Source organism: Bacillus ectoiniformans (genome assembly GCF_016908875.1).
GTDB classification, from domain to species: Bacteria; Bacillota; Bacilli; order Bacillales; family Domibacillaceae; genus Bacillus_BX; species Bacillus_BX ectoiniformans.
The window spans coordinates 39183-64741 of sequence record NZ_JAFBES010000003.1 but is presented as its reverse complement, the minus strand read 5'-3'; the positions used below and the strand labels follow the sequence as shown (position 1 = coordinate 64741).

The following is a 25559-nucleotide window of genomic DNA, read 5'->3' as shown; positions in this document are numbered from 1 at the left end:
TGCTGATTTGTAAAATGGGGTCAGACCCCCGGCGCTTTAACGCGCTGGGGGTCTGACCCCAAGCTTATTCTTCCCACTCTACATCATGTTCTTTGGCTAATTTGTCTAGACCATTTCGGTAGTCGCGCAAGTGTTTTCTGGCTTTTTCTAGCATTCCGTTGGCTTCTTCAATTAGGGCAGGGTCCTGGGCTTCTAGTCCGTTTACTATTTTGACAAAAGCATTATACTGAATGTCTGCTCCTTCAATAAATGATTCATGAACTTCCCTCAGCTCATCCGTTTCAATTTCAACACGGTCTAATTCTTTCACTAACTCATTGTAATTAGGGATTACTTCGTTAACCATTGCTAAATACATCGTTTCATCATCTGTGTAATTGGCTCCAGAGACGCTTTCGTAAGCGGAAGTAGCAGCCGTTTCCAATTCTAAAGCGGTCGTCATTTCTTCATTTGAATAATTGATAATATCCTCTTGAATAGGATCACTAAAACATCCCGACAACAGTAAAGCAAAGAGCCCCACAGTTAACATAAACAAGCCTTTTTTCATTGGTCTCACCTCCTGTTTTCTTACTGTATGTAGCAGTGTTCGTCCGAAATGACTTAATGTCTCAAAACTTTTTAACGAAGAAAGGGTTCGCTTCCCGCTGTTTTCAAACGATAGAAACAAACCCTTATCAAGTTCACTCTAGTCTCTCTACCTGCGAATAATAAAAAAGAACCTTTAACCCAAAGATATGGATCAAAGATTCTCTAATTAGCACCAATAATATTCTTTATTTATGTAATCAGCTATAATTTTTTTACACCAAATGATTAACTATAGACTGATTCTTTTTCACGTTCGCTTAGCCCCAGTGTACGTGCCGTTGAAGCATGAAGTTCATGGAAAAGTTCTGGGTTTTCCGTTAACGACAAACCATACGAAGGAATCATTTCTTTTATTTTAGGTTCCCACTCTTTCATATGCTGCGGGAAACATTTTTCTAATACCTCAAGCATGACGTGAACGGCAGTAGAAGCACCTGGAGAAGCCCCAAGCAAAGCAGCAACTGAACCGTCAGAAGCACTGACCACTTCCGTACCGAATTGCAGTGTTCCTTTTCCGCCAGCCTCTGTATCTTTGATGACCTGTACACGCTGACCTGCCACCACGACATCCCAGTCCTCGCTTTTCGCCGTTGGAATAAATTCGCGCAATTCTTCTACACGCTTTTCATTCGATAACAGCACTTGCTGAATCAAATACTTAGTTAACGGCATTTCTTTCGCGCCTGCTGCAAGCATGGTTAATACATTGTTTGGCTTCACTGAGCTGATTAAATCCATATTGGAACCGGTTTTAAGGAACTTTGGAGAGAACCCTGCAAATGGTCCAAACAGCAACGCTTTCTTATTATCGATATATCTTGTATCAAGATGCGGTACAGACATTGGAGGAGCTCCCACCTTAGCTTTACCGTATACTTTTGCGTGGTGCTGTTCAATTACTTCTGGATTATTACATACTAAAAACAATCCGCTTACCGGGAATCCTCCAATACGCTTGGACTCAGGAATACCCGTTTTTTGAAGTAAATGCAGACTTCCGCCCCCGCCGCCGATAAAGACGAATTTAGCTGTGTGATGCTCAATCCGGCCGCTTTCCATGTTATGCACTTTCACTTCCCAAGAGCCGTCACTCGTACGTTTTAAATCCTTCACACTATGCTGATAATTGATCTCGACATTTTGAGTCTTTAAGTGATCAAACAGCATGCGTGTTAACGCACCAAAATTTACATCTGTCCCAGAATCGATTTTCGTCGCTGCGATCGGTTCGTCTGAAGTTCGTCCTTCCATGATCAACGGAATCCATTCTTTCAGTTTGTCAGGATCGTCCGAAAACTCCATCCCTTGAAACAGCGGATTCGTTAATAGCGCTTCCAAACGCTTTTTCAAATAAGCTACATTTTCTTCCCCTTGAACTAAACTCATATGAGGAATTGGCATGATAAAGTCCTGCGGATTACGTATCAGATTGCTTTGGACAAGAAAAGACCAAAACTGTCTTGAAATCTGAAACTGTTCATTGACCTTTATTGCTTTGCTAATATCTATAGACCCGTCAGACTTTTCGGATGTATAGTTAAGCTCGCACAGTGCAGCATGACCCGTACCAGCATTATTCCATTCGTTAGAGCTTTCCTCTCCTGCATCTGAAAGTTTCTCAAACACCTTAATTTCCCATTCCGGTGCTAACTCTTTCAGTAATGATCCCATCGTCGCACTCATGACTCCTGCACCAATTAAGATAACGTCTGTTTTTTTCTGTACGTCGCTCATTATATCCTTCCTTATCGCCTATATTTGTAATAAAAGAACCGGCGTGCCTGCTCAAGTGTCGATCAAAGCAAGTCGCCATCTAGGAACATATCTTATCTGTCTTAATTGTAACCACACATCATCTATTATAATAGATGATTGAGTAAACAACTACCATTTATCTGATAATTATAAACTATTTAAAGCTAAAAAAAAATGAGAATAGTTGTTAAAACGCTATTTGCACCTTGAATTAATACTCTTACTTTATCTCAAAAAAGTAAAACTTTAATAGGTTTAGCACCCGGTTTAAAACCTTCTATTCTTCAAGTCCTCTTATTAATTTAAGTATGAAAAAATAATAAAAAAATGCCTCTCACCTCTTCCTTTTCGATCTTCATCGATTAATAAAGAGGTGCCAGGCACTATTGAAATTCAGTCACATTTTTCATCGAGGTCCATCTTTTTTCATTAACGGCAGAATGATGAGCACACCTACAAGCAGCAGCAGGGCGGACAGCTCGTATATATAGACGAGAGAGAAATGTGTTTTCAGCCATCCTGAAGCAGACATCGTGATGACCATTGCTCCCATAAAAATTGGGTTTAAAATGCCGTTGACCCGGCCGATAAAGTTATCCTCCGTACTCTGCAGAATCATCGTATTGATCCCAATTTGAATGCTTGGCATAAATAAACCGGAGAAAAATTGAGCCAAAAGCGTAAGCCAAAATACTGATGACGCGCCCATCCCGATGAACCCAATTGCACTCGCAGTCATCCCAATTGCTAAAAGCTTCTGCGGAAGCACCTTATTTGCTTTCCCTGCCGTGATCACCCCTCCAAGGATCATTCCTATACCAAAAGCAGCCATCAGCCACTGAAGATTTTCTTTAGGAAGTCCAAGTCTTTCCGTAATCAGAAACACACCAAGCGGCTGCGTCAATCCAATCGCAAGCCCCGCTGCTAGAAAGCTTCCTCCGAGTAAAGTTAAGGTTTTGCTGTTCCATACATAAATGAAACCTTCTTTAATTTCTTCCATAAAAGTCGTTTCAGGTTTCTCTTCTTCTGATTCACGATCAGGTGGAAGCAGGAGCAGTGCAGCGGCTGAACATAAGAAAGCAATTCCCATAATAGAAATAGCCGCCATGATGCCGAAGCGCTGATACACAAACGTTCCAAGGACCGGTCCTGTGATCATAAATAAAGCAAATACCGTTTGATACATTGACATGCCGGCCTGCACCAGATGCGGCGGCACATGCAGCTTGAACAGCTTCATACCAGAGGGCTGTGAAAACTGCGATAAAATAGAGGAAATCAGCGTAGCAAAGAAAATCACTTTCCAGCTGGCAAAAAATAATGTAATAAGCACAAGCAGAATAGACAACGCGCTTAGCACATCACACCAGATCATCGTTTTCTTTGGTTTCCATCTATCCGCAAACGTCCCTCCGATAAAGGAAAATAAAAAGATTGGCGCAAACTCTGCCACCGATATGAATGATACAGCGATTGGATTCCCATCGGTCTTCTCAATCACGTATAACAAAATAGAATAGTTCCTCACCCAGATGCCGATTTGAAGGAACAACACAGAGAGCAGGATGGTTCGAATAACCCTATTTTGAAAAAGCGAACTTGAACCTGTCTTTTCTATGGTACTGGTTTCTTCCATAAACGATCCTCTTTTCATTATTTATTTCTCTACAAAATACATCGAGATCGCACCTAATCCGACGTGAGTTCCAACCGATACGCCCATTTGCATAATATGAATGTCTCCGGAGAAATCAGTATCTAATAATAGTTTGGCTTTCAAGTTTTCGGCCACATTTCGGTCTGAAGTATAGCCCACTATAATGAAATCCGTCATTTGTTGATCGTTTCTTTTCATAAACTCCTGCGTGTAATGCTTTAGAACTTTTTTTATACCTCGTTCCTTCCCAACTATAGCTCCTTTTCCATCTTTCACCGACATAATCGGCTTCAGCATTAAAAGTTTACCTATTAAAGCGCTTGCATTCGTGAGCCTGCCGCTCTTAATTAAATGATCTAAATCGTCTACAGAAAGAAAATGCTTAACCTTTTTCTTGTAAGTTTCATTAAAAGCAACGATCTCTTCGAATGAGGCTCCCGCTTCCCTCATCATCGCACTTTTCATAATCAGCCAGCCGCTTCCATGGCTCATACATTTCGAATCGACTACATGGATCTTCACGTCTGATTCCGGACTTTCTTCAAAGAAATAACCTTTGGCTAGTACAGCCGATTGATACGCACCGCTCGTTCCACTAGACATACATATGCATAACACTTCTGTGTGCCCTGCCTCTACAGCCTCTTTAATAATATTCAGATACTCCGATGGACTTGGCATACCTGTCGTCGGAAACTCAGGCAGCGCCTCCATCATTCCGTAAAATTCATCTGGCTGAATATCCACCCTGTCTTTATATATGTTATCTCCAATATGGATCGTTAAAGGGGCTAAACTGATATCATACTTTCTCAAAACATCATCAGATAAATCACATGTTGAATCTGCCATAATTTTTATCATTTGTATCCTCCAAAATAAGTTATCTATTTTTTCCCGTTACTATTCAACAGCCAAAATAGGCATGATTCCATTGCACTCGGAATCATGCCTTATTCTTATCTTATCTTTAAAGTACCCGTTAGTATTCTTCGGTTTTTGTCGATTTAATAACAATCAATTTTTATATAGTGATAGGCATTAGTATGTGGTAAATTTTAGCTAAGCATCTATTTCCATAAGAAAGAGGATTCGTTATGAAAGCAGAAGCAGCTATGTTAATAGGATTTATTTTACTCGCCACAATCTTATGGTGGAAAATCATTCTGCCGCTGATATGGCCATTTATCGCCATCACGTTGGCGTTCTTTTTTATTAGAGATCTCGCTATACCTTTCCTGTCTTTCCTGTTTGGCAATATTCTCGTACCCATCGCTTTATTTTTATTAAAGGCCGTACTCGTTTTAATCGTTATAGCCATCACTTTTTTCCTACTAGCACATCTGTATGTAAAATTCACTGCGAAAAAGCCGACTTAATGAATCGCAATAACGGTTCAAAATTGCTTAAATTTCGTAAAAATGAGTTGATAAGTGCTAATTTTCGAGAGGGGAAGGCAAAAACGATGGCCTTTAATTAGAGTTTTTTTGTATTTAACCTTGCTATCAGCGGATTTTGGAGTTCTATCAGCGGATTTGGACATACTATCGGCGGCTTTCATGGTTCTATCAGCGGTTACAGGCTTTCTATCGGCGACTTCAATTATCCCTCCCCGGTTTTCACCCAACCGGGGAGCGACTAAACCCAATTATTACTCCGACTTTAATTCTTTCAACTCAATTCGGTATAAATCGCGGCGGCGATCACGCAGATGCTGTACAGACCCTGAATTTCTTGAGCGTCTCAGCTTTTCAAGATCGACATCACCGACCACCACTGTATCAATATTCGCATCGCATTCTCCAATAATTCCGTCGCGTGCAAAACCGAAATCGGACGGGGAGAAAATACCCGATTGGGCGTACTGAATATCCATATTCTCTACGTGAGTTAAATTACCGACAGTTCCTGCAATGCAAGTATACACTTGATTTTCGACCGCACGCGCCTGGGCACAGTAGCGGACACGAAGATAGCCTTGCCGATCGTCTGTACAAAACGGCACGAAGATGATATTTGCTCCTTGATCCACCGCAATGCGTGCCAGCTCTGGAAACTCGATATCATAGCAAATTTGAATCGCAATTTTGCCGCAGTCCGTGTCAAATACCCGGATTTCATTTCCTTCTGAAATCCCCCACCATTTCCGTTCGTTTGGCGTGGCGTGAATCTTTTCCTGCCTCTCAATCGTTCCGTCACGGCGGAATAAGTAGGCCACATTATAAATAAACTCACCCTGCTCAACGAAATGTGATCCGCCAATAATATTAACGTTGTATCTGACAGCTAGCTCCGTAAATAATTCTATATATGGTTCCGTATAGGTAGCAAGACGGCGAACCGCCAGATTAGGCCTTTTTTCTTCCAAAAATGACATGAGCTGCGTGGTAAACAATTCAGGAAAAACAGCGAAGTCCGATCCGAAATCAGCCGCTACATCGACGTAATATTCGACCTGTCTCGCAAAGTCCTCAAATGTATCAATTTTTTTCATCATATATTGAATGGCACAGATCCGCACGGGGAAGGATGCCCGGTACACACGCCGCGATTTCGCTAAATAATCAATATTATTCCACTCCATTAATGTGGCGAACGAGTCAGAAGCGGCATCGTCCGGCAGATAACGGACATTAATGCGTTTAATCCTAAACCCTTCCATCAGCTGAAAAGAGAGGACAGGGTCATAAATATTATGCTTCTCTACCGCTGCGACATACTCACGCGGCGTCATTTCATCCTTGTGTTTATGGTAGTTGGGAATTCTTCCGCCGATAATAATACTTTGCAAATTCAGCTGGCGAGCCAGCTCTTTGCGCGCTTCATACAAACGGTGGCCGATCTTCATCCGTCGATAGTCTGGATCTACCATGACCTCAATTCCGTACAAGTTAAATCCATTGGGATCATGATTCGTAATGTAGCCATGGTCGGTAATGGTATTCCATGTGTGCTGGTCATCATATTCGTCGAAATTGACAATCAAACTGGAGCAGGAACCGACAATTTTCTCTTCATATTCGACACATAATTGCCCTTCCGGAAAGATCCGAATATGGCTTTCCAGCTGCTCCCGTTTCCACGGCTCCATACCCGGAAAACAGCGGCTTGATAAGCGCATAATATCGTCAATATCTTCGATTGTAATCTTCCTTACAATAATTTTCTTTTCATATTTTGACATATCTTTTTCCGACATAAGTCCACGTCCATTCTTCCTCATCTTTCGCTTATAATTCCCTTTTTGAAAAAAAGATAAACTGTAACATGCTCATTTTCAATTAATAAAATGAAACTAAAATCACGGTATAATATTCACCCGTTCATTTGATAAAAAGATATAAGGTGAAAAAAAAAGAGCCGAACAACTTTGTTCGGTTCTTTTAAATCTATCTATAATCAGGAAGGCATAGGCTAACATCTTATATCAAAGCTGCTTTTCCCATACCCAGATTGGCTTCTTCAGAACAATAGAAGTGAGATTTCGGTTAATGGCCTTAGAGTTTATACTCATTTCATTGCTAAGAACAATAACTAGGAGATCTTCTTCTTGAAGATGTGCCACATAATGACGAAAACCACTTGGATAGCCACCGGAATGACCAACTGCTTTGTGCCCCATGACCTCTTGTGTGTACCATCCATATCCATATTGATACGGGAATTTCTTAGCATGAGTTGCCTTCATCAGGTTTCCCGTTTCTTTACTTACCAGCTCATTATTGTGTAAGGATTTGTAAAACAGTGATAAGTCTTCAGCTGTAGAGATAATATCCCCTGCTGCATATGCTGCGGAATGATCCATAGCAGGGCCCGGTTTCCCTTCAACATTCCCAGCTGCTCTCGGCATTTCTTTTGTAAATTCAAACATAGAGTTCTTCATACCAGCCGGCTTAAATATATGCTCACTAATATATTCTGCATAGGATTGACCACTTACTTTTTCAATAATCAGCCCTAAAAGAACGTAGCCAGTATTGCTATACGCATAGCTCTCACCTCGAGTAAATTCTAAATCAGCGTCACTTACCACATCAACAATATCATTGGGATCCCATTTTTTACCGTAATCAAATTCAAATTCTGGGTTTAAGTAATCGGGAATCCCCGAGCTGTGACTCAGCAGGTGGCCAATTGTGATATTCTTGGCGTTCGGAAAATCAGGAAAATATGCAGAAAGTGGATCATCTACTGAAAGCAGTTTTTTCTCAGCAAGTTGCATGACTGCGGTAGCTGTGAATGTTTTGGATAAAGAAGCAATTTGATATAACGTGTCTGGCGTATTCTTTACATCCGGTGCAGCCTCTCCATAGCCTTTTTCAAATAAAACTTCTCCGTCTTTAGCAATCAAAACGGCTCCTTGAAAACCTTCATTGGTCAAATATTGATCGATTTGCTCAGGAGTTTTTCCCGATAAGTTACTGTGAGCATCACGGCCAAATAATAATAAAGCTGCTGCGGAAATAATGATGATCCCGCTAACAATCATTGCGAAAATCTTTAAAAACTTTTTCATAAATTTTTACGTCCCCAGTCTATATGTTCTTATTTACTTTTCTCTTCATTCGCTGCACCAGGATAAGTGCGATCAAGGCAATCATCTTTATCTAATCCATATAGATCGCTTATTTCATCCTCTTGTTGATCAGGGTCAACCGGCACACCTTTGCTCCATTTCTCTACTTCTTCAGGCGTTAATTTCATAAACAGCTTCTCCTTAATACTTTATTTTTTGGCTCTGTGGAAGGTAAGTGTCTGAAGTGCACCTGCCCATCTATTCTCCACTTATTTTTTCTAATCGTTTGAGTAAAAGCGGCAAGCCCCTTTCTCTCCAAAACCTTACAGAAATTTGCCCGCTCGACATGCCCCCGTGGTCATATTCTTCCATAGTAAATGAGTCAGTATCTGTATCGAACGGGTGATTTGTGAGTTTGTGAAAGTGGTTTTTAAAATGGCCGATAAAACACATTTTTGAGCAAGGTAATGAGATATCAGTGAATTCCTGTTCTAATTCATCCCATAAATATGGATCACCTCTAAGCCCCCATTGTTCAGGCTTGGATTGAAAAATTATTGATACTGAGTTCCTCATGATTTCCTCCCCCAAAAAATTTTTTTGCTCTGGCTGGAGCCTACTTTTTAAAAAAGAACAATCTTTCAGCTAAATTATTTTGGCCATAGATCCTGATATCATCTTCTATTTCTAATAAAGTATTACATTTCTTCCCTTTTGCAATTTCACTAGCAAACTTTAAGGCTTCTACCCTTTCTAATAGCATAGGATCATCGGCACCGATGTTTATTGCTAGTGTATGCTTGTTTTTCCAATAATAATCCAGTTCGACATACCTCTCCCAATATAACCTTCCATTGGGTTTATGGTTCTTTTTCACGGTAACCACCCCTTTTTACCTTTGCCTATCATTTATTCGACGATTACTAATTTATTCCTTTGTTACATATCTTGATCCTTGAATAATCTCAACGGAATTAGACGAATTTCATATTTCTCAGAAAGTATAATTGGCTGTTATACTATTTACATATTTTAGAATTACACCCTAATTTCACCTCCTATAAATGATAAACTATAATCACGATACTCTTGAAAGAGGTGACTCTCACTTGATCATATACGAAGCAACAAAAACGGAATTTATATCTGATGTGACGAACGAGCTTCTAGTGGAACGTCTTTACGAGTCTTATCAGAAGAAAATTGGCCGGACATCTAAAAGTGAAATCAACTCCTGGGAAAATTCACTTCAGCGCATGTCGAATGTGATGCAGGATGAAGAAATACCAGCAGATACATCTGTGGCTATAGAATTTAAGATCCCAAACACATCGAAACGGGTCGATTTTTTAGTGGCTGGGCATGACGGCTATCAGGATCATGTAGTGATTGTGGAGTTGAAGCAATGGTCGGAGGCAGAAAAAGTGACGTCTAAAGATGCGCTGGTATCTACCTATCTCGGTGGAGGAAAGCGGACAGTCACTCATCCTTCTTACCAGGCCTGGTCCTATGCGGCTTTAATTCAAGACTTTAATCAAAACGTACAGGATCAGCAAATTTCATTAAACCCCTGTGCCTACTTACATAATTACCGCAAGTCAGAAAATGATCCTTTAATGGATGCTCATTATGCAGAGCACTTAGAACGAGCCCCTATTTTTGGTAAAGGGGAAATACGGAAGTTAAGAAATTTCATTAAAAAATATGTGCGTTTCGGTGATCGCAATCAACTAATCTATCAAATTGAACATGGAAAAATCCGTCCTTCTAAATCCCTTCAGGATTCGCTTGCCAGCATGCTGAAAGGCAATCAGGAATTCGTCCTTATTGATGAACAAAAGGTATTTTATGAAGAGGCCTACCATTTAGCACTGGAGAGTATCAGGAATAACCAAAAGAGCGTCATGGTGATCGAAGGCGGACCAGGAACCGGTAAATCCGTGATGGCCGTGAATTTGCTTGTAAATTTCATTAATCAGGAATTAACGGCATTGTATGTATCGAAAAATTCCGCCCCCCGCAATGTATATGCGTCTAAACTGAAAGGAACGATGAAGAAAACACAGATTGACCATCTGTTTAAAAGCTCCGGAAGCTTCACCGAGTCAGAAGCCAATGAATTTGACGTGCTGATTATTGACGAAGCCCATCGGCTGAACGAAAAATCCGGCCTTTTTAGTAATTTAGGTGAAAATCAAGTGAAAGAAGCGATTCATGCGTCTAAATTTACGATCTTCTTTATTGATGAGAATCAAAAGGTGACGTTAAAGGACATCGGCAGCATCGATGTCATTAACAAGTATGCGCAAGAATTGAATGCCGAATTGATTCAAGGGAAGCTAGTTTCCCAGTTTCGCTGTGACGGATCGGATGCCTACATTGCCTGGCTCGATGACGTGCTTCAAATTAGAGAAACCGCGAACGCGAACGATCGGGGCGTTGATTACGACTTTAGAGTCTATGATGACCCGAACGCAATGCTGAATGAAATTGAAATGCTGAACCGGAAAAATAACAAGTCTCGGATGCTTGCGGGCTATTGCTGGGAATGGCCTAAGAACGGCCGTAACAATACGATGCATAAAGACATTCATATTCCTGAGCATAATTTCAGCATCAGCTGGAATCTCTCTGACAGCATCTGGGCCATTGAACAGGATTCTGTCACTGAAGCTGGCTGCATTCACACCTCTCAAGGACTGGAATTTGATTATGTCGGTGTCATCATCGGCCATGACCTGTCCTATCAAGACGGACAGGTTATAACAGACTTCTCGAAACGGGCGAAAACCGACCAGTCTCTTAAAGGAATTAAAAAACTTGCAAAAGAACAGCCTGAAGAAGCGCAGGCACTCGCAGACCGAATCATAAGAAACACCTACCGAACACTAATGACGCGGGGACAAAAAGGCTGCTTTATCTTCTGTACAGAGCCAGAGTTGAATAAGTACTTTAAAGAGCGGCTCAATAAATCTGCTGCTTACGAAGACTTATCGCCTAGAGCCGGGATGGTGGCGGAGGACCGGGGGAGGTATTAATAAAAGTTATTTAACACTAAAAAGCTAGCTTTTTTGATAATGGTTCTGACAGCTTCCTTTTATTAAAAGCCATTTTAGAGAAACATATCAATGATTTTAAGCAGTTAGTGCCTGTTTCTCAGAAAAAAACTGAAAAACAGGCACTAACTACTAAACCTTATATTTATTTAATAACTTTTCAGGTATATGGCAATAATCATCCGGGCATTTACCTAACCGATCCTGATGTTCTTCGGCACTTCGTACATAGTTTGTCAGAGGCAGCACTTCAACCACGATGCGGGCAGCATCATTTCTCTTATTTATAAACGTCCTCGCCGCTTCTAAATGCTTGGGATCTTCACTATACACGCCAGTTCTGTATTTCTCCCCAACATCCTCTCCCTGCCGATTCACACTATACGGATCGATGATTTCAAAGAAATACTCCATCAGCTCTTCCATTGTGACAACCTCTGGGTCAAATGTCGTTTTTACACATTCCGCATAGCCATCATATTCACCTTCAAGTGACCGGCTTGTTCCATTCGCTCTTCCTGCCTCCGTAAACGTCACGCCAGGCAAAGTTTTGATAAATGCCTGAACTCCCCAAAGACATCCACCTGCAAAATATACGACTTCCATTTTGGATCACCTCTTTGTGTGTTGAAGGGATGGGTCAATTAAAGCTTTAACGTTAAAAATACCTATTTGTGAAGCCTAAGCGTACAAGAAGTTTGCATAAAACCTTGTATATTTAGGCTCTCTTATTTTTATTTGGATAACGTCATTCTGAAAATTCCCAAGCTGGATTCCAGACTATTTCCCACACATGATCGTCCGGGTCTTGAAAGTATCCAGAGTAACCTCCCCAAAAGGTATCATGTGCTGGAACTGTAATAGTTGCACCAGCATTTCTTGCCTGTTCTATTACCGTATCTACCTCTTCTTTACTCCCCACATTATGACCAATGGTAAATTCAGTTCGACTGATTTTTATTTGGTTTATGCCTGTATCATGAGCTATATCTTTACGATTCCAGATTGCCAGTTTTAATCCTGATTGTAAATCGAAAAAGGCAACAGCACCATGCTCAAATTCTTGACCTACTATTCCTTCTGTTGGCAGTCCAAGCCCATCCCTGTAGAACTTCAAAGACCTGTCTAAATCATCCACACCTAATGTTATAACTGAAATTCGTGGTTTCATTTAATTCCTCCTAATAAGTCATAATTAATATATAGGAATCAACAGATCTCTTGATACAATTGTTTTGTCTCTACTTATGATACGGTTCACCGTGATGTTTCTATATGAGGTTATTTTCAACAAATTTTTCATGCAATTTATTTGATGTTTCAATTAATAATTCTGGTCTTGTACTAGAGCCTTTAAAATTATTCTCCAAGTAAGAATCTTTCATAACATCTGATATTACTTTGAGAATTTTTTCAGTGTTCATTTCATTAGTTAAATCTACTTCTTGTTCAATTAATTTTCTCAAGAAATCTGTAATAATCATCAATATAGGTATTTGCACTTTATAATTTCTACTTTCAACCCCGTAAATTTCTTTGGAAAAAGGATACTTAATGCCATACTCCCAATAGATCTTTTCAAAAAAATTATTTACTTTATTTAATAAAAATGAAAGCTTTTCAATTTGGCTTTCTTGATTTATAGTTATTGTATTTTTTTTCATAAATTCTTCTGCATACTCTGGGGATGTTTCATATTTACTTTCTAATCCATATTCTAGTATATAAAGCATGGTTTGAATATTTTCATGAGCAGTTTTATCTGAAAACCTTTTCTTAGTCATATTATAAATATCTCGAAAAGGTGACAACGACTTATAATAGGTTTCTATCTGTTTATTTAACCAATCATTAACTTTACTTCTATAAACAGCATGCCTTATTTCTTGTCTACTTAAAGGATGTGAACCAGTATTATATCTTTTAAAGATTTCCATTTCTAATTCCGGATTGTTTTGTACATGAATATTTTCAAATGACAAACTACATTGATGTAAAATTGAAGCTTGTATATCATTAGGTAACTCTAAAAATTTTTTAAAATTTAAATCACTTAATTTTTCCAAGTCCTTTAAAGCAAACTCATTTTTTACAAATCGATAAATTGCTCTTAATCTATGTTGCCCATCTATAACATTAGATATATAAGGTAGTTTCGTTGTATCAGAAGATAAGTATATTATAGGTATAGGTATTCCTAACAATAACGACTCAATTAAAAGACTTTCATCTGATATAGTGAATTTATATTCCCTTTGATACTCAGGGTCTAATTTTATTCCTCCAGATCCATCCATTCCTTTATCTATTTCATTGACAACGTCATAAATTGCTTTAGTACTTGGCGTGGAATCAACTTTCCATTTACTATCCATAATATCCTCCTATTGTTTATATTCAAAAACAATATCATCTGCAATACTGGACAATTCTGGGTAAATACTCGATTTACTAATACCTAAACTAAACAGTTCTTTCTTAATTTCATGTATATAATCATAATGAATATTAATTCTGTAAAGAAATTCACTAGCTCCATTATAATCCTCTAACGGTAGTGCATTCGATGGAAATAAAGTAAAAATACCTTTTTGGGCTTCAATACGGGAATTGTTTACTGGTCCACTTATAGCCAAAGGATAAATTGCTTCATCAAGCCTTATGCCAACCCTATAATTCGTATGTAAACAATTATTTAGAGTTGAATCATTTTCCATAAGATTTGGTACGTCAACTCTATTCCCTAAATAACCAACTTTACTATTTAAATCAATAGGATTCAAAGACCATATAACCGGATAATTCTCAACGTTGTATTCTTCTAGTGAATTTTCTACCGCGAAATATAACGAAACTAACGGATTGGATGTCCAGTCTAATAGCCTAGTAGGTAGTCCATAATGTTGCGCTATAAATAACCATTCAAAGTCATTAGTAGGAACAGTGCTTAAAAAAGGGATCGCTTTTGATTTAAATTTAGTTTGAAAATTTTTATCACAATTAGTTCCATACACATCAATTCCATTTTTATTCTTCCTTAAAAGTGACGGAAGCAATTGATGTTTATGTGAACTTTGCCCTCTAAAAAAGGAAAAACCTCTAGAGGATATATTTTTTATCTCTTCTATGTATTGAGCAACACTGTTTACAAAAACTTCTTCCATTACCAATACCTCCACTATACTAATATGTCTATTATAGCAAAAACAGCCTAACTAAAAGCTTAGTCAGACTGTTTCTGTAAAAATTCAAAACTCATTCACTTATGATAAGGTTCGCCGCACTATGTGTAAGTGCGATTTTTTATTTATATGTTTGTAATGGAGAAAAGGTGGTGATCCCATGCTTTAGAATAAATTGAATGACAATTAATTCAGTCGATTAAAGAAACCTTATACACACACTAATTCTATACTATTATTCGCTTACTTTAGCTAGGAGCAGTTATCATATTATGAATAATTTATACTCGCAGTCGAACTAAATGAAATTGATGAACGTGAAGTTATTTTGATAGCTATTATATAAATTTTATATATGCATTTTTATAGCAATGTGGGTAGTATATGTATCCTTTTCATTTCGAATATGTCTTACTTTTAAAACTCTCATATCAGTAAAATCAACATCAATATCTTGAGAATTTTCAATTGGATGCTCAAATTCACATTGTAAAAGTGCTTGTCTATATTTACCCCAGAAACTATCAAAATCCTTAACTGATACATAATTAATGATAAAGTTCTCTTTCAGACCAACTGCATCATAGTCAAATATTTTCTTCCAATGTTTCTCCATATAACTTTTGTTTATAGACTCCAGGTTCATACCCTCGATTATACTAAATGGTATTCCATCTCGGTTTAATATTTGAATATCATTTTCCCCTAAATTCCCAGCATTTGTAAAACCGTATCTGGTTTGATCTTTAGTGGTATACCCCGCAGATTCTAACATATTGTCAATGAAATCATTTCTTTCATCCTCAAGTCTAACAGTTGATTTACCCTGCAATTTGATACATGCTTTTTTTATATCTTCAAAGAGTGCTTCATATGTTAATTTCTTTATCTTTATGTCTTTTGTTGAAATGCCATTATAGAAGTCTTCTGAAATATCACTTCTATTCTCTATGCCTAAAAGCAAATCTTCAATAAAAACATCTTCCACCGATTCACTACACATTACAACTTTCCTCCCTTTTTCTTCCGCTTTTAAAAGCATTGAATACTCAAATAGCGAAGGGCTACATTTTTTACATATACATGGAACTTTGGATACTACTTTTAATTTGGAGTACCTTTTATTTATTTTTTCTATATTTGCTCTTATAATAGTTAGGAACTCTGTTTTATTTCTTGGGACTCCTCCAACAATTCTTATTTCAATATATTTTTCTGCTATACTGTTGTATAAAACTACTTCTGCTGTACTCTGGTTATATTGTAAATACATACCTTGTTGCCAACATAATTTTTCCCCATTTTTTTCCACTAAAAAATCACTCAGTAAAACAATAAGCTTTGTAATAATCCCTGCTGGAACAAAATCATATTGATATCTAAAAACAATCATATCTTCTTCATTAAAGCTTAAATCAATATTATATTTAATATTATTTAGTAATTCTGCAACTAGATATACATCCGTTTCAATCATAAATAATAATTCGAATTTTTTCATAATTTCTATTAGATATGGATACATCTCTTGTTTGTACCCATCTTCAATTTTCCAAATGTTTTTTAAATCTTCTCTTTTTAAAATTCCATTTCTATCTTTCAATGATCTCTCTTGTTCATCTAAAACTTTATATACTGCAGTTGTTCCCCATTCTGGTTTTAGAATTACAAGGTTACTTAACAACATATTATCAGAAAAATATAGAACTATACCCAAATCATTCAAATAATTAATTAATATTAATGCATCATCTTCTATAACATCATTTTCTTTACACAATTTTAAAAACTCTTCGTATAATATGAACGATTTTAATTTTGACAATTCCTCTATTTCAAACCTTATATGTAACCAAGTGGTAATCCATTTAGTTTTCATTAATGGTAATTCAATCGCCATCTCTTGGATTTTGCTACGTAGACCCTCTATACCTAAATTATCTCTACAACTTACAGCCTCCATACTTCCAATTTGTGGGAACTCATTCAAATATCTTGGATAATCAATTTTCTTTATTCGACCAATATTCGAATCACATTTATTAATAACTAATATTATGGGGCTATCGTTAGCAAAACTTTCAATTGTTTTTAACCAATATTCAATCCTCCCATATTCATCCTCTGCCTGACCATCCCAAACTAACAAGTATAAGGAACGCTTCGTTAGAAAAAACTGGTGAGTAGAATGATAAATTTCTTGACCACCAAAATCCCAAACATTCAACTTATACTTCTCAATAATATCCTCTTTTCTTATACTAAACTCCCAATCATGAATATCGATTCCTTCTGTTGATATTTCATCTACATATACATCCTTAGTAACCCTATTTATCACACATGTCTTTCCAACTCTTCCTTGTCCAACTACTAACATTTTTGATTCATTAAAATATTTGTTAGCTTTTGAATTAATTAAGCTTATGTATCTTATTAAAGAAAAATCTGCCTTATTTAATATTTCAGGAGGGATATCTTCTGCTAATGGTGTCTTATGAATATTAAAAATTTTTAGTTTATACATTTTTTGTATAGAACTTGGTAATGACTCTATTTTAGTTCTAGACAAATAAATCTCCCTTAAGTTTTGTAACTTATCCATCTCCTCCGGTAAAGTAACAATTTGAGAATTTGCCATGTATAAATATGTTAATTCTTTAAGTTCTAAAATTTTATCTGTTAAATACTTTGAAGTTATGTCTATTCCTATTCCCTTCAATGTCGGGCACATTATGTTCTCTGGAATTTGTTCAAATCCACAACCATAAAGATCTAAATATACTACCTGTAAATTTTTAAAATCATTCGGTATTGTTTTTATTTTATTTCCTTTTAAACTTAATGCTTTTAAATTTTTTAATTTGATTATATCTTCTGGAATATTTTCGATTCCATTATCTGTTAGGAATAAAACTTCAAGATCTATTAAATCCCATAATTCTTTGGGTATTATACTTATTGGAAAACCAATGATTCCAAAAACTTTCCATTTTTCATTTTTGGCGACATTAATTATATTATATAAATCTTCTATTGTTTTAATTTGTTTACATTCTTTTGGGATAATGCTAAATTGACGACCAAATACTTCAGAAAGTTTATAATCATTTATGTTATTATATTCAAGTTCAACCATAATTCTTTGCCTCTCATTTCTTTTAAAATAATTTTTTTATTCAACTTCTTTGCTAATATAAAACTCATCAATAATATTCACCCTAAAAACTTCTAACTTAAATATTATATTCCATTTTTAAGCACAAAACCTTCTCAAATAAAAAAAGAGCTTGGGACAGAAGTAGAATTTTAACGAATCGCAACTAAGTTCGAGGCTAAAAATTTGATAAGTGGTCGCGATGCAAAGAGCTGACTTCTAGGGGAATCGCATGAGCTTGAGACTACAGGCTCAAGCCATGACCCAGAAAAGCATGCTCGAAGCAAAGCGACCACGAAAGCAGAAAAATGGCACCAGGAAATGTTGATCTTCCTGGTGCCATTCGTTTTATCTCAGATTCTTTAAATTTACTTTTTAATATACTAAAAAACCGCACTTACTTATGGTAAGGTTCCCCTCGATTAATCCGATAAGCCCGATACACCTGCTCCACCAGCACCAACCGCATCAACTGATGAGGAAAAGTCATCTTCGAAAAGGACAATGTATCATTCGCCCGTTTCATCACCTCTGAACTAAGACCGAGCGATCCGCCGATGATGAAGGCGATTTTGCTTTTGCCGTAGGTCGCAAGCTGATCCAGCTGCGTGGCGAGTTCTTCGGAGGTTTTCATTTTGCCTTCGATGGCCAAGGCAATCACATAGGTGTCTTGATTGACTTTGGCGAGAATTCGCTCGCCTTCCTTTTGTTTCACTTGTTCCATTTCTGTCTGGCTTAGTTCTTCCGGTGCCTTTTCGTCCGCGACTTCGATCATCTCTATCTTCGCATAAGCCGACAGACGCTTCGTATATTCGGCGATTCCTTGCTTTAAATACTTCTCTTTTAATTTTCCAACCGTAATAATTGAGATATTCACAGCATTCCCTCTCTTTACAAACATTTTACGAACAGGATATCCACAAAAGTTATCCACATATACACAGAACCACTCCAATTTCAACCCACTAACTCTCTAATTCATCCCTTTATCATACTTTTTCTTACCCTTTTTAAAGCTACATTGACAGCTCTTTTCGGTAAAAGCGATGCCAAAATAGCCTAACAATTCAGTAAAAAAGACTGGCTGCATGCACCTCGCCAGTCTTTTACCTTACTTTATCATATTTACATATATTGACTATAAAATTTTAGTTATCCACATATCAACAGAACCTATCCACATGTGGTAGGCGAATATTAGTTTGCCACTACATATTCCGCTCTGTTTTGACAATACTCGCAGTTTGTGGACAACTTTTTCTCTTCTGACAGCTGATCAATCTTCGGAAAGGTTTCGAATTCATCCACAACGACATCAAGAGCTAATTCTACATGTTCTTGGCAGCAATAAATCATCTTTACTTAACTCCTTTATGCGGTATTTTCCTCACTTATCATACCATACTGACCATCCGATTCAACTACACTTTTCTTTTCATAAATAAAGTACTCCCCATACCTTCTGTAAAAGGATGCGGGGAGCACTGATTAATTATAGAGCGCCTTCTGTCGTCAGTTTCATTGTTACTTCCTGCAGCTTGCCTTCTCTATAGAAAGAAACCTTCACTTGATCGCCTTCGTCTTTATTGTTATACATATACTTCCTTAATCCTAAAATATCTTTAATTTCTTCATCATCGAGCTTCACAATCACATCAAACTCCTGAAGGCCGGCTTGACCTGCTGGAGAATTCGGAACGACTTGTTCAATCATCGCACCCTCTGTAATTCCTTTAGGAAGCTTCAATGTTTCCTGCTGATGATAAGCAGGCACTTCATTCACATTTCTAAGCGTCACTCCCATTGCTGGACGTTTCACGCTTCCGTACTTTTCTAAATCCTCAATGATCGGCTGTGCATAATTAATCGGAATAGATAAGCCAATACCTTCAACTTCCTGCTGGGCAATTTTCATTGAGTTAATGCCAATCACTTGACCTGAAATATTTACTAAGGCTCCGCCGCTGTTTCCAGGGTTAATTGCTGCATCGGTCTGCATAACTTCTGCTTGCCAGTCGACCATTCCATCTTGATTTACGTCAACTGGGATCGCTCGCTCCAGTCCGGATACCACGCCTTGCGTCACAGAACCTGAGAATTCTAAACCGAGTGGATTCCCAATCGCGATAACAGGTTCACCGATCTTTAACGCATCTGAATCGCCAAATTCCGCTACATTTTTAATGTTAGCCGAACTGACCTCTAACACCGCAAGATCCGACCAGACGTCGCCTCCTTGCATTTTCGCAGGGACTTTCGTTCCATCTGCTAAGGATACTTCTAGCTGCTGTGCGCCTTCCACTACGTGGAAATTCGTCACGATATACGCTTTATCACCTGTTTTTTTATAGATTACTCCTGAACCTGTCCCGGCTGGCTGAGCCGATCCTTCACCTTCCCAGAAGTTACCCGACTGGATATTTGTAATTCCCACCACGGTGTCTTTCGCTTTATCCACCGCTTTGGTTACATCGGTCGTCACGTCCATTGACACCTTTTGGCCTTGAACGGACTTGTTATCCTTTACTGTTTCCTCCTGCTTCTCTTCGGCTCCATTTAATATATTATAATCTGTCAGCTTTGGCAGAGCCACAAGGATTAGTACTGCTCCTAGGATCATACCGACCAAACTGGCTAAAAAATAGCCGCCTTTGCCACGGTTTCGCTGGCTGCGGCTCGTTCTTTCTTCATCGTAGTACCCCAAACGCCTCACCCTTTCAAAATAATTGCTTCTTCTATTTTTCCCACTTAGCCAAAATTATAACAATTGTTTTAAAAAATTCAATTAATTAGGAAGAGGAAAGCGTCTTTCCGTACACAAAAAAGGCGGACTCTTATCCGTCTGGCTCCCCCTGCACATCGTTTACATGCATCGAAAGCTAAGTCGGTAAAAAGTCCGCTTTTCACTTATATTTCAGTTAAAATCGTCGGTGTTTTGGGATCGGTATCTAGTATATCGAACTGGTCGCCAACTGCCATCCCTTTCATCTCAAGGGTTTGCGTCACGCTCATTTTCGCTAAATCTTTCATGTTGTTATCTTGGCTAAGATGAGCCAGATAGATGCGTTTTGTTTTGTCACCAATGACGTCGCACATCGCAAGTGCCGCATCTTCATTCGATACATGCCCAAAGTCGCCTAGAATTCGGCGCTTAATGTTCCATGGGTATCTTCCCATTCTAAGCATTTGCACATCGTGATTGCTTTCAAATACATACGTATCCGCATCCTGAATAATACCCTTCACCCGATCACTGACATAGCCTGTATCTGTGATCAACACTAGCTTTTTGCCTTCATGATGGAAGATATAAAACATCGGCTCTGCGGCATCATGAGAGACACCGAACGATTCTATATCTAAGTCATCAAAGGTCTTGACCGTTTCCATATCAAAAGTGAATTTCTGTTCGGTATCCACTTTTCCAATTAATCCGTCCATCGCCTGCCATGTTTTCTCGTTGGCATAGATCGGCAATTTATACTTTCTGGCAAGCACCCCTAATCCTTTAATGTGATCACTATGCTCATGTGTCACAAGAATGCCTGACAGGTTCTTCACCTCTCTGCCAATCGATGAAAACAAGGCTTCCATTTGCTTGCCGCTCAGACCGGAATCCACTAGAAAGGAATGTTTCCCTGTTTCTACATAAAACGCATTTCCTGTGCTTCCGCTGGCGAGCACACTAAAATGCATCGTCATTTCGTTTCACTCCATGTCCCTTATTATGAATCTTTCTCCGTTTGATAGATCGATCCGTCATACGCATTCACGTATAATTCTTCTTCTTTATCTTTATTCTTTATTTTGAAATACCAAGTAGGTGACAGCACTTGAGATTCAGTCAGCTGCACGACCGTATAATAGCCTAATTCTACATTAGAAATTTTGCTGTTAGGCTTGATCAGTCCATTTTTATAGAGCGTTTGAATCGCTTGGAACGCCGGCAGCACATTCTCGGGTTTGCCATTTTCGTGAAAATCTTCTAGAAGCGTCTGCTCATACGAAACAATTTCTCCGCTTCCATTTAACTTTAATTCTAATTTACCGTTAATGTTCTCAAACATTTTTTTATCATCATAGTGCTGATAAAACGTAATTTGTTTCTCTTTTTCTTTAATGCTGGATAAGCGGTATTTGTCGCCAAATAAGACATGATTATTCACAAAGGAACGAATATCCTCCTCTTTGTTTTCACCGAGCTTTACGGGTTTGTCGAGCTCGCTGATCACTGTCACCTGACTTTCCGATAAGCGCACTTCCTGATTGGTCAGAAGGGTTAGCTCCGTCTTCGTAAATTCTTTCGCTTTCGCCGTAACCAAAGGTTCTTTATTCATTTGATTAGGCAGCTTTCCATATTGGATGTTATCTGTTTCTAACTTATCTTCAATGGACGTTTCCTTAATCATTTCAAACTGGCTGGCGCTATGCTTATTAAAGAAAACGGTCAGGAGGAAAATGTCTAAAATGAGAAAAACCGCTATGAATATTGACTTCGTTTTACTCCAATCCACGCACAGTTCCTCCCGTTCCTTCATTCATTTCAAGGCGCTGCCAACGGCCGTTATATTTATAGTACCAAGAAGGCTCTAATACAAGAATCTTACGTGTCTGTGGGTCGCGGGCTAAATCATAGCCGACCGTCAAATCTTCTATCATATTAGGGTTAATGTCATCTTGGCTGACTACTTTATCTATAGCCGTCTTGCCATTTACCAGTTTCACTTCGTCTTTTTCAGAAGGCAATGAGATGTCTAGCGTAAAATATGGACGAACATATTTATAAATTTGATCTTGACCCCATACCTGCTGAATTAATGTCATCCCTTGGTCATTAAACACAGGTCTGCCGCTGACAAATAAACGGTAGTTAATCGTTGGGTTAGACGGAGAGCTGTCAAACAAACGATATTGATCGGTCCATCCGCTATGTTCATTAACGAAATTCATGCTTTTCTCGAGAAGCTGATGGTAATTTCCCGTCCGGTCAATTTCAGATTCCTTGGCTGGATTCACATAAAAAATCATGTGATTATTGTAGTTGACTCTTAGTAAACTAGAACCATCTGTATATTCTTCTCCATCAGATTTTGCCCCTTTTTTGACGTAGCTTGGGTCGCTGAATAGAGCATCTTTAAACTTCTCTGTGGCAATGTAGTCCGGATAATACTTATAACGAAGCAGCGATGTTTCTTCATTCGGCAAGAAAATCGTATGGCCATTTTTCAATTTATAAGAAAAATAATGCTTCCAGCGATCGGCAGAGTCTATAAATCTCTTTTTAAAGATTGCTGCCGTTGACGCTTGGGCTTCGCTTTTAAATACAAGCCGTTCACTCGTTGAGACAAAATAAACCAACGCTGTGTTTTCCTTTGCATTCACCTGAGTCACTACTATGCGGTCAAATACCGCATTAGGCACGCTGTTATTATTAAACGTTAAAATATTTTTAAAAGAAGTAAATGGCACATAGGTTGGAAAGATCATTTCTAATCGGTTGTTTCCATGAACTAGCCGCTGGAATTCCCTTTCCGACAAGGTAGTAGAGATATTCTCTCCTTCGTCAAATGTCCATTTTTTTAATTCTTTTAATACTTCATCTGCATCTTTTTCATTGTTCGTGCCGTGATGTTCTTCCTCTATGTGCACAAGTACCTTAGAAGGTTTAATTAACTCATCAGCTGTTCTCGTCTCACTGATCGACACCTCATAAATATAATCATTGTCGATCGTTTCATAATCCGGCTGGTAGTTCCAAATACTCCATGTTAACAAGATGCTTATCAGAACTAGCACAGCTAAGGCAATTGATTTAATTTTTTCATAGTTCATGACCATTCATCCTCTTGAGAAAGCTCGTATGGAAGTGTAAAGTGAATGGCTGTCCCTTTCCCTTCGACACTTGTCGCCCAAATATGGCCGCCATGAGCGGTAATCATTTCTTTTGCTATAGCTAATCCTAATCCTGTTCCGCCCATTTTACGTGAGCGCGCTCGGTCTACACGATAAAAACGCTCAAAAATTCGCTCTAAATTCTTCTTAGGAATGCCCATTCCCTGATCGCGTACACTTACTTCAATGGCATTAGACCGCTCCTCCACTTTAAACGAAATCTGTCCGCCTTGAGGAGAGTACTTCAGCGCATTGGAAATAATATTATCAAGCACCTGCGTAAGCTTATCGGCATCGATTTCTACATACACAGGATAGCGCGGCAGCTTCCGTTTAAACGTGATTTCCTCCGGCTTTGTCATTTCAAATCGGTCAATAATGCGGTTGAAAAATTCCGTAAAGTCTACATCCTTCTTCGTTAAATTGTAATCACTGCTGTCAAACTTCGATAGCTGGAGCAAGTCATTGACGAGACGAATCATTCGCTCGGTTTCTGTTTGAGTGACATCCAAGAAATGCGGAGCAATATCCGGATCCTGCCACGCCCCTTCTGCCAATGCTTCCAAATAACTTCGCATCGTCGTGAGTGGGGTTCTTAATTCATGTGAAACGTTCGCCACAAACTCCCTGCGGTCCATTTCAATTTTCTCTTGCTCGGTAATATCGTGGAGCACGGTGATTAAACCATTCACAAAGCCCGTATCCTTTTGAATAGTAGAAAAGTTCGCACGTAAGATATAAGGCTGTTCCTGCGTACTGTGATCTAAAATGACCGAGTCCTGCTCATTTAATAAATCTTCAAACGAATACTCTTCCTCAAGCCCCAGCAGAGATACGATAGGCTGAGAAATGACTGTTTCACGTGAAACATTTAATAGCTTCGCAGCCGGCTCGTTAATTAAAATGACCCGTCCCTTACGATCGGTCGCAATCACTCCGTCTGTCATATAGGAAAGAACGGACGAAAGCTTCCTTCTTTCTCCTTCTGTTGTCGCCTGGGCTTCTTGAAGCCGTTTCGTTAAATTGTTAAAGGTAATGGCCAGTTCTCCGATTTCATCCTGGCCGTACACGCGAACCTTTCGTGAAAAGTTTCCTTTCCCTAAGGCCACTGCCTGCCGCCGCATATCGGTGATCGGTCTTGTGATCGTTCGTGCCAAAAGAATGCCCAGTATAGCCGTCACAAATAAAGCAAGAGCTGTGGCGGAAAATAATATCTCATTGATTTCATCCATTTGCCCAAAGACGTTTTCCACTTTACCAATTAAATAGACGGAACCAATCACTTCCCGATTAGAAATAATCGGGGATGTAAATACCCAGATCCGCTTCCGAGTCTGGCGGTCGATCAGGATCTTATCTTCTTCCGCACCAACTGAAAGCGTCCGTTTCACCGCAATTTCAGTCGTTCGCTGACCGACAATTCCTTGATTATTCGGGTCACTCGTGCCAATGATTCGGCTTCTGCGGTCAATGACCCGCACTTCTGAAATATCATTGGCTGAAAAGTCGTCTAAGATTTTACGGATATCTTGTTCAAGCGTAGCTGTTTCTTCGCTTCTCTCTTTCAGCATTTCTTCTCTTAAATTGTATTCTAATAAATTTACCCGTTCCTGCAAGGAGCTTTTAAAGTTTGTAACGAGCTTCTCTTCTAGTTCCTTCACGAAGTAAACACCAATCACCTGCATAGCAAACAGGATGAGAAGCACGTAAATTAACACAAACTTCAGCTGGATCGATCGAAAAAAACCTACTC

At 38.6% G+C, this 25559-nt stretch carries 23 protein-coding genes; 2 read left to right on the top strand and 21 right to left on the bottom strand.

What is annotated here, in order from left to right; all coding sequences use genetic code 11:
* Positions 1 to 64 precede the first annotated feature (64 nt).
* The 4 genes from JOC78_RS05525 to JOC78_RS05510 form a co-directional block, all read right to left on the bottom strand.
* Positions 65 to 550, bottom strand: a complete 486-nt coding sequence (locus JOC78_RS05525; RefSeq protein WP_204553510.1) for a hypothetical protein — start codon at positions 548 to 550, stop codon at positions 65 to 67.
* A gap of 266 nt (positions 551 to 816) precedes the next feature.
* Positions 817 to 2325 carry a malate:quinone oxidoreductase gene (locus tag JOC78_RS05520; protein ID WP_204553509.1) on the bottom strand — a complete coding sequence of 503 codons (1509 nt, stop codon included), beginning with the start codon at positions 2323 to 2325 and terminating at the stop codon, positions 817 to 819.
* 427 nt (positions 2326 to 2752) lie between these two features.
* A complete protein-coding gene (locus tag JOC78_RS05515; RefSeq protein ID WP_204553508.1) occupies positions 2753 to 3982 on the bottom strand; it encodes an MFS transporter in 1230 nt (409 codons plus the stop codon).
* Between the two features lie 21 nt (positions 3983 to 4003).
* Positions 4004 to 4867 (bottom strand): DegV family protein, encoded by an 864-nt coding sequence (locus JOC78_RS05510; protein ID WP_204553507.1) that lies wholly within the window; start codon positions 4865 to 4867, stop codon positions 4004 to 4006.
* Positions 4868 to 5100: 233 nt separating this feature from the next.
* On the opposite strand from JOC78_RS05510, the gene JOC78_RS05505 reads away from it, so the two are divergent.
* A complete protein-coding gene (locus JOC78_RS05505; RefSeq protein WP_204553506.1) occupies positions 5101 to 5382 on the top strand; it encodes a hypothetical protein in 282 nt (93 codons plus the stop codon).
* 272 nt (positions 5383 to 5654) lie between these two features.
* On the opposite strand, the gene JOC78_RS05500 is transcribed toward JOC78_RS05505, so the two are convergent.
* From JOC78_RS05500 to JOC78_RS05480, 5 genes are all read right to left on the bottom strand, one after another.
* On the bottom strand, positions 5655 to 7202 hold the full coding sequence (locus tag JOC78_RS05500; protein WP_204553505.1) for a bifunctional GNAT family N-acetyltransferase/carbon-nitrogen hydrolase family protein: 1548 nt from the start codon (positions 7200 to 7202) through the stop codon (positions 5655 to 5657).
* Between the two features lie 228 nt (positions 7203 to 7430).
* The gene (locus tag JOC78_RS05495; RefSeq protein WP_204553504.1) at positions 7431 to 8519 is read right to left on the bottom strand and encodes a serine hydrolase domain-containing protein; all 1089 of its coding nucleotides are present in this window, start codon (positions 8517 to 8519) and stop codon (positions 7431 to 7433) included.
* Between the two features lie 29 nt (positions 8520 to 8548).
* Positions 8549 to 8707 (bottom strand): hypothetical protein, encoded by a 159-nt coding sequence (locus JOC78_RS05490; protein WP_204553503.1) that lies wholly within the window; start codon positions 8705 to 8707, stop codon positions 8549 to 8551.
* Positions 8708 to 8777: 70 nt separating this feature from the next.
* Entirely contained in the window at positions 8778 to 9095 is a 318-nt protein-coding gene (locus JOC78_RS05485) for a hypothetical protein (RefSeq protein ID WP_204553502.1), read from the bottom strand.
* Between the two features lie 40 nt (positions 9096 to 9135).
* Positions 9136 to 9396 (bottom strand): hypothetical protein, encoded by a 261-nt coding sequence (locus JOC78_RS05480; protein WP_204553501.1) that lies wholly within the window; start codon positions 9394 to 9396, stop codon positions 9136 to 9138.
* 232 nt (positions 9397 to 9628) lie between these two features.
* On the opposite strand from JOC78_RS05480, the gene JOC78_RS05475 reads away from it, so the two are divergent.
* A complete protein-coding gene (locus JOC78_RS05475) occupies positions 9629 to 11557 on the top strand; it encodes a DUF2075 domain-containing protein (RefSeq protein ID WP_204553500.1) in 1929 nt (642 codons plus the stop codon).
* A 150-nt stretch (positions 11558 to 11707) separates the two neighbouring features.
* Here the strand turns inward: JOC78_RS05475 and JOC78_RS05470 are convergent, their stop codons facing one another.
* From JOC78_RS05470 to walK, 12 genes are all read right to left on the bottom strand, one after another.
* Positions 11708 to 12181 (bottom strand): peptide-methionine (S)-S-oxide reductase, encoded by a 474-nt coding sequence (locus JOC78_RS05470; RefSeq protein ID WP_204553499.1) that lies wholly within the window; start codon positions 12179 to 12181, stop codon positions 11708 to 11710.
* Positions 12182 to 12323: 142 nt separating this feature from the next.
* A complete protein-coding gene (locus tag JOC78_RS05465; RefSeq protein ID WP_204553498.1) occupies positions 12324 to 12746 on the bottom strand; it encodes a VOC family protein in 423 nt (140 codons plus the stop codon).
* 100 nt (positions 12747 to 12846) lie between these two features.
* Positions 12847 to 13950, bottom strand: coding sequence for a DUF262 domain-containing protein (locus JOC78_RS05460; RefSeq protein WP_204553497.1), 1104 nt, complete (start codon positions 13948 to 13950; stop codon positions 12847 to 12849).
* A gap of 9 nt (positions 13951 to 13959) precedes the next feature.
* Positions 13960 to 14739 carry an FRG domain-containing protein gene (locus tag JOC78_RS05455; RefSeq protein ID WP_204553496.1) on the bottom strand — a complete coding sequence of 260 codons (780 nt, stop codon included), beginning with the start codon at positions 14737 to 14739 and terminating at the stop codon, positions 13960 to 13962.
* A gap of 367 nt (positions 14740 to 15106) precedes the next feature.
* The gene (locus JOC78_RS05450) at positions 15107 to 17896 is read right to left on the bottom strand and encodes a COR domain-containing protein (protein WP_204553495.1); all 2790 of its coding nucleotides are present in this window, start codon (positions 17894 to 17896) and stop codon (positions 15107 to 15109) included.
* A 415-nt stretch (positions 17897 to 18311) separates the two neighbouring features.
* Positions 18312 to 18791 (bottom strand): 23S rRNA (pseudouridine(1915)-N(3))-methyltransferase RlmH, encoded by a 480-nt coding sequence (gene rlmH / locus JOC78_RS05445; RefSeq protein ID WP_204553494.1) that lies wholly within the window; start codon positions 18789 to 18791, stop codon positions 18312 to 18314.
* 320 nt (positions 18792 to 19111) lie between these two features.
* On the bottom strand, positions 19112 to 19270 hold the full coding sequence (locus JOC78_RS05440; RefSeq protein WP_204553493.1) for a CxxH/CxxC protein: 159 nt from the start codon (positions 19268 to 19270) through the stop codon (positions 19112 to 19114).
* A gap of 136 nt (positions 19271 to 19406) precedes the next feature.
* Entirely contained in the window at positions 19407 to 20618 is a 1212-nt protein-coding gene (locus JOC78_RS05435; protein ID WP_239587018.1) for a S1C family serine protease, read from the bottom strand.
* A 203-nt stretch (positions 20619 to 20821) separates the two neighbouring features.
* Entirely contained in the window at positions 20822 to 21616 is a 795-nt protein-coding gene (locus JOC78_RS05430) for an MBL fold metallo-hydrolase (RefSeq protein WP_204553492.1), read from the bottom strand.
* A 23-nt stretch (positions 21617 to 21639) separates the two neighbouring features.
* Positions 21640 to 22428 (bottom strand): two-component system regulatory protein YycI, encoded by a 789-nt coding sequence (locus JOC78_RS05425; RefSeq protein WP_204553491.1) that lies wholly within the window; start codon positions 22426 to 22428, stop codon positions 21640 to 21642.
* Positions 22415 to 23746: a YycH family regulatory protein gene (locus tag JOC78_RS05420; RefSeq protein ID WP_204553490.1), complete on the bottom strand. Its 1332-nt coding sequence runs from the start codon at positions 23744 to 23746 to the stop codon at positions 22415 to 22417. Before JOC78_RS05420 ends, JOC78_RS05425 begins: the two co-directional genes overlap by 14 nt.
* Positions 23743 to 25491, bottom strand: coding sequence for a cell wall metabolism sensor histidine kinase WalK (walK, locus tag JOC78_RS05415; protein WP_420829909.1), 1749 nt, complete (start codon positions 25489 to 25491; stop codon positions 23743 to 23745). Before walK ends, JOC78_RS05420 begins: the two co-directional genes overlap by 4 nt.
* Positions 25492 to 25559: the final 68 nt, after the last annotated feature.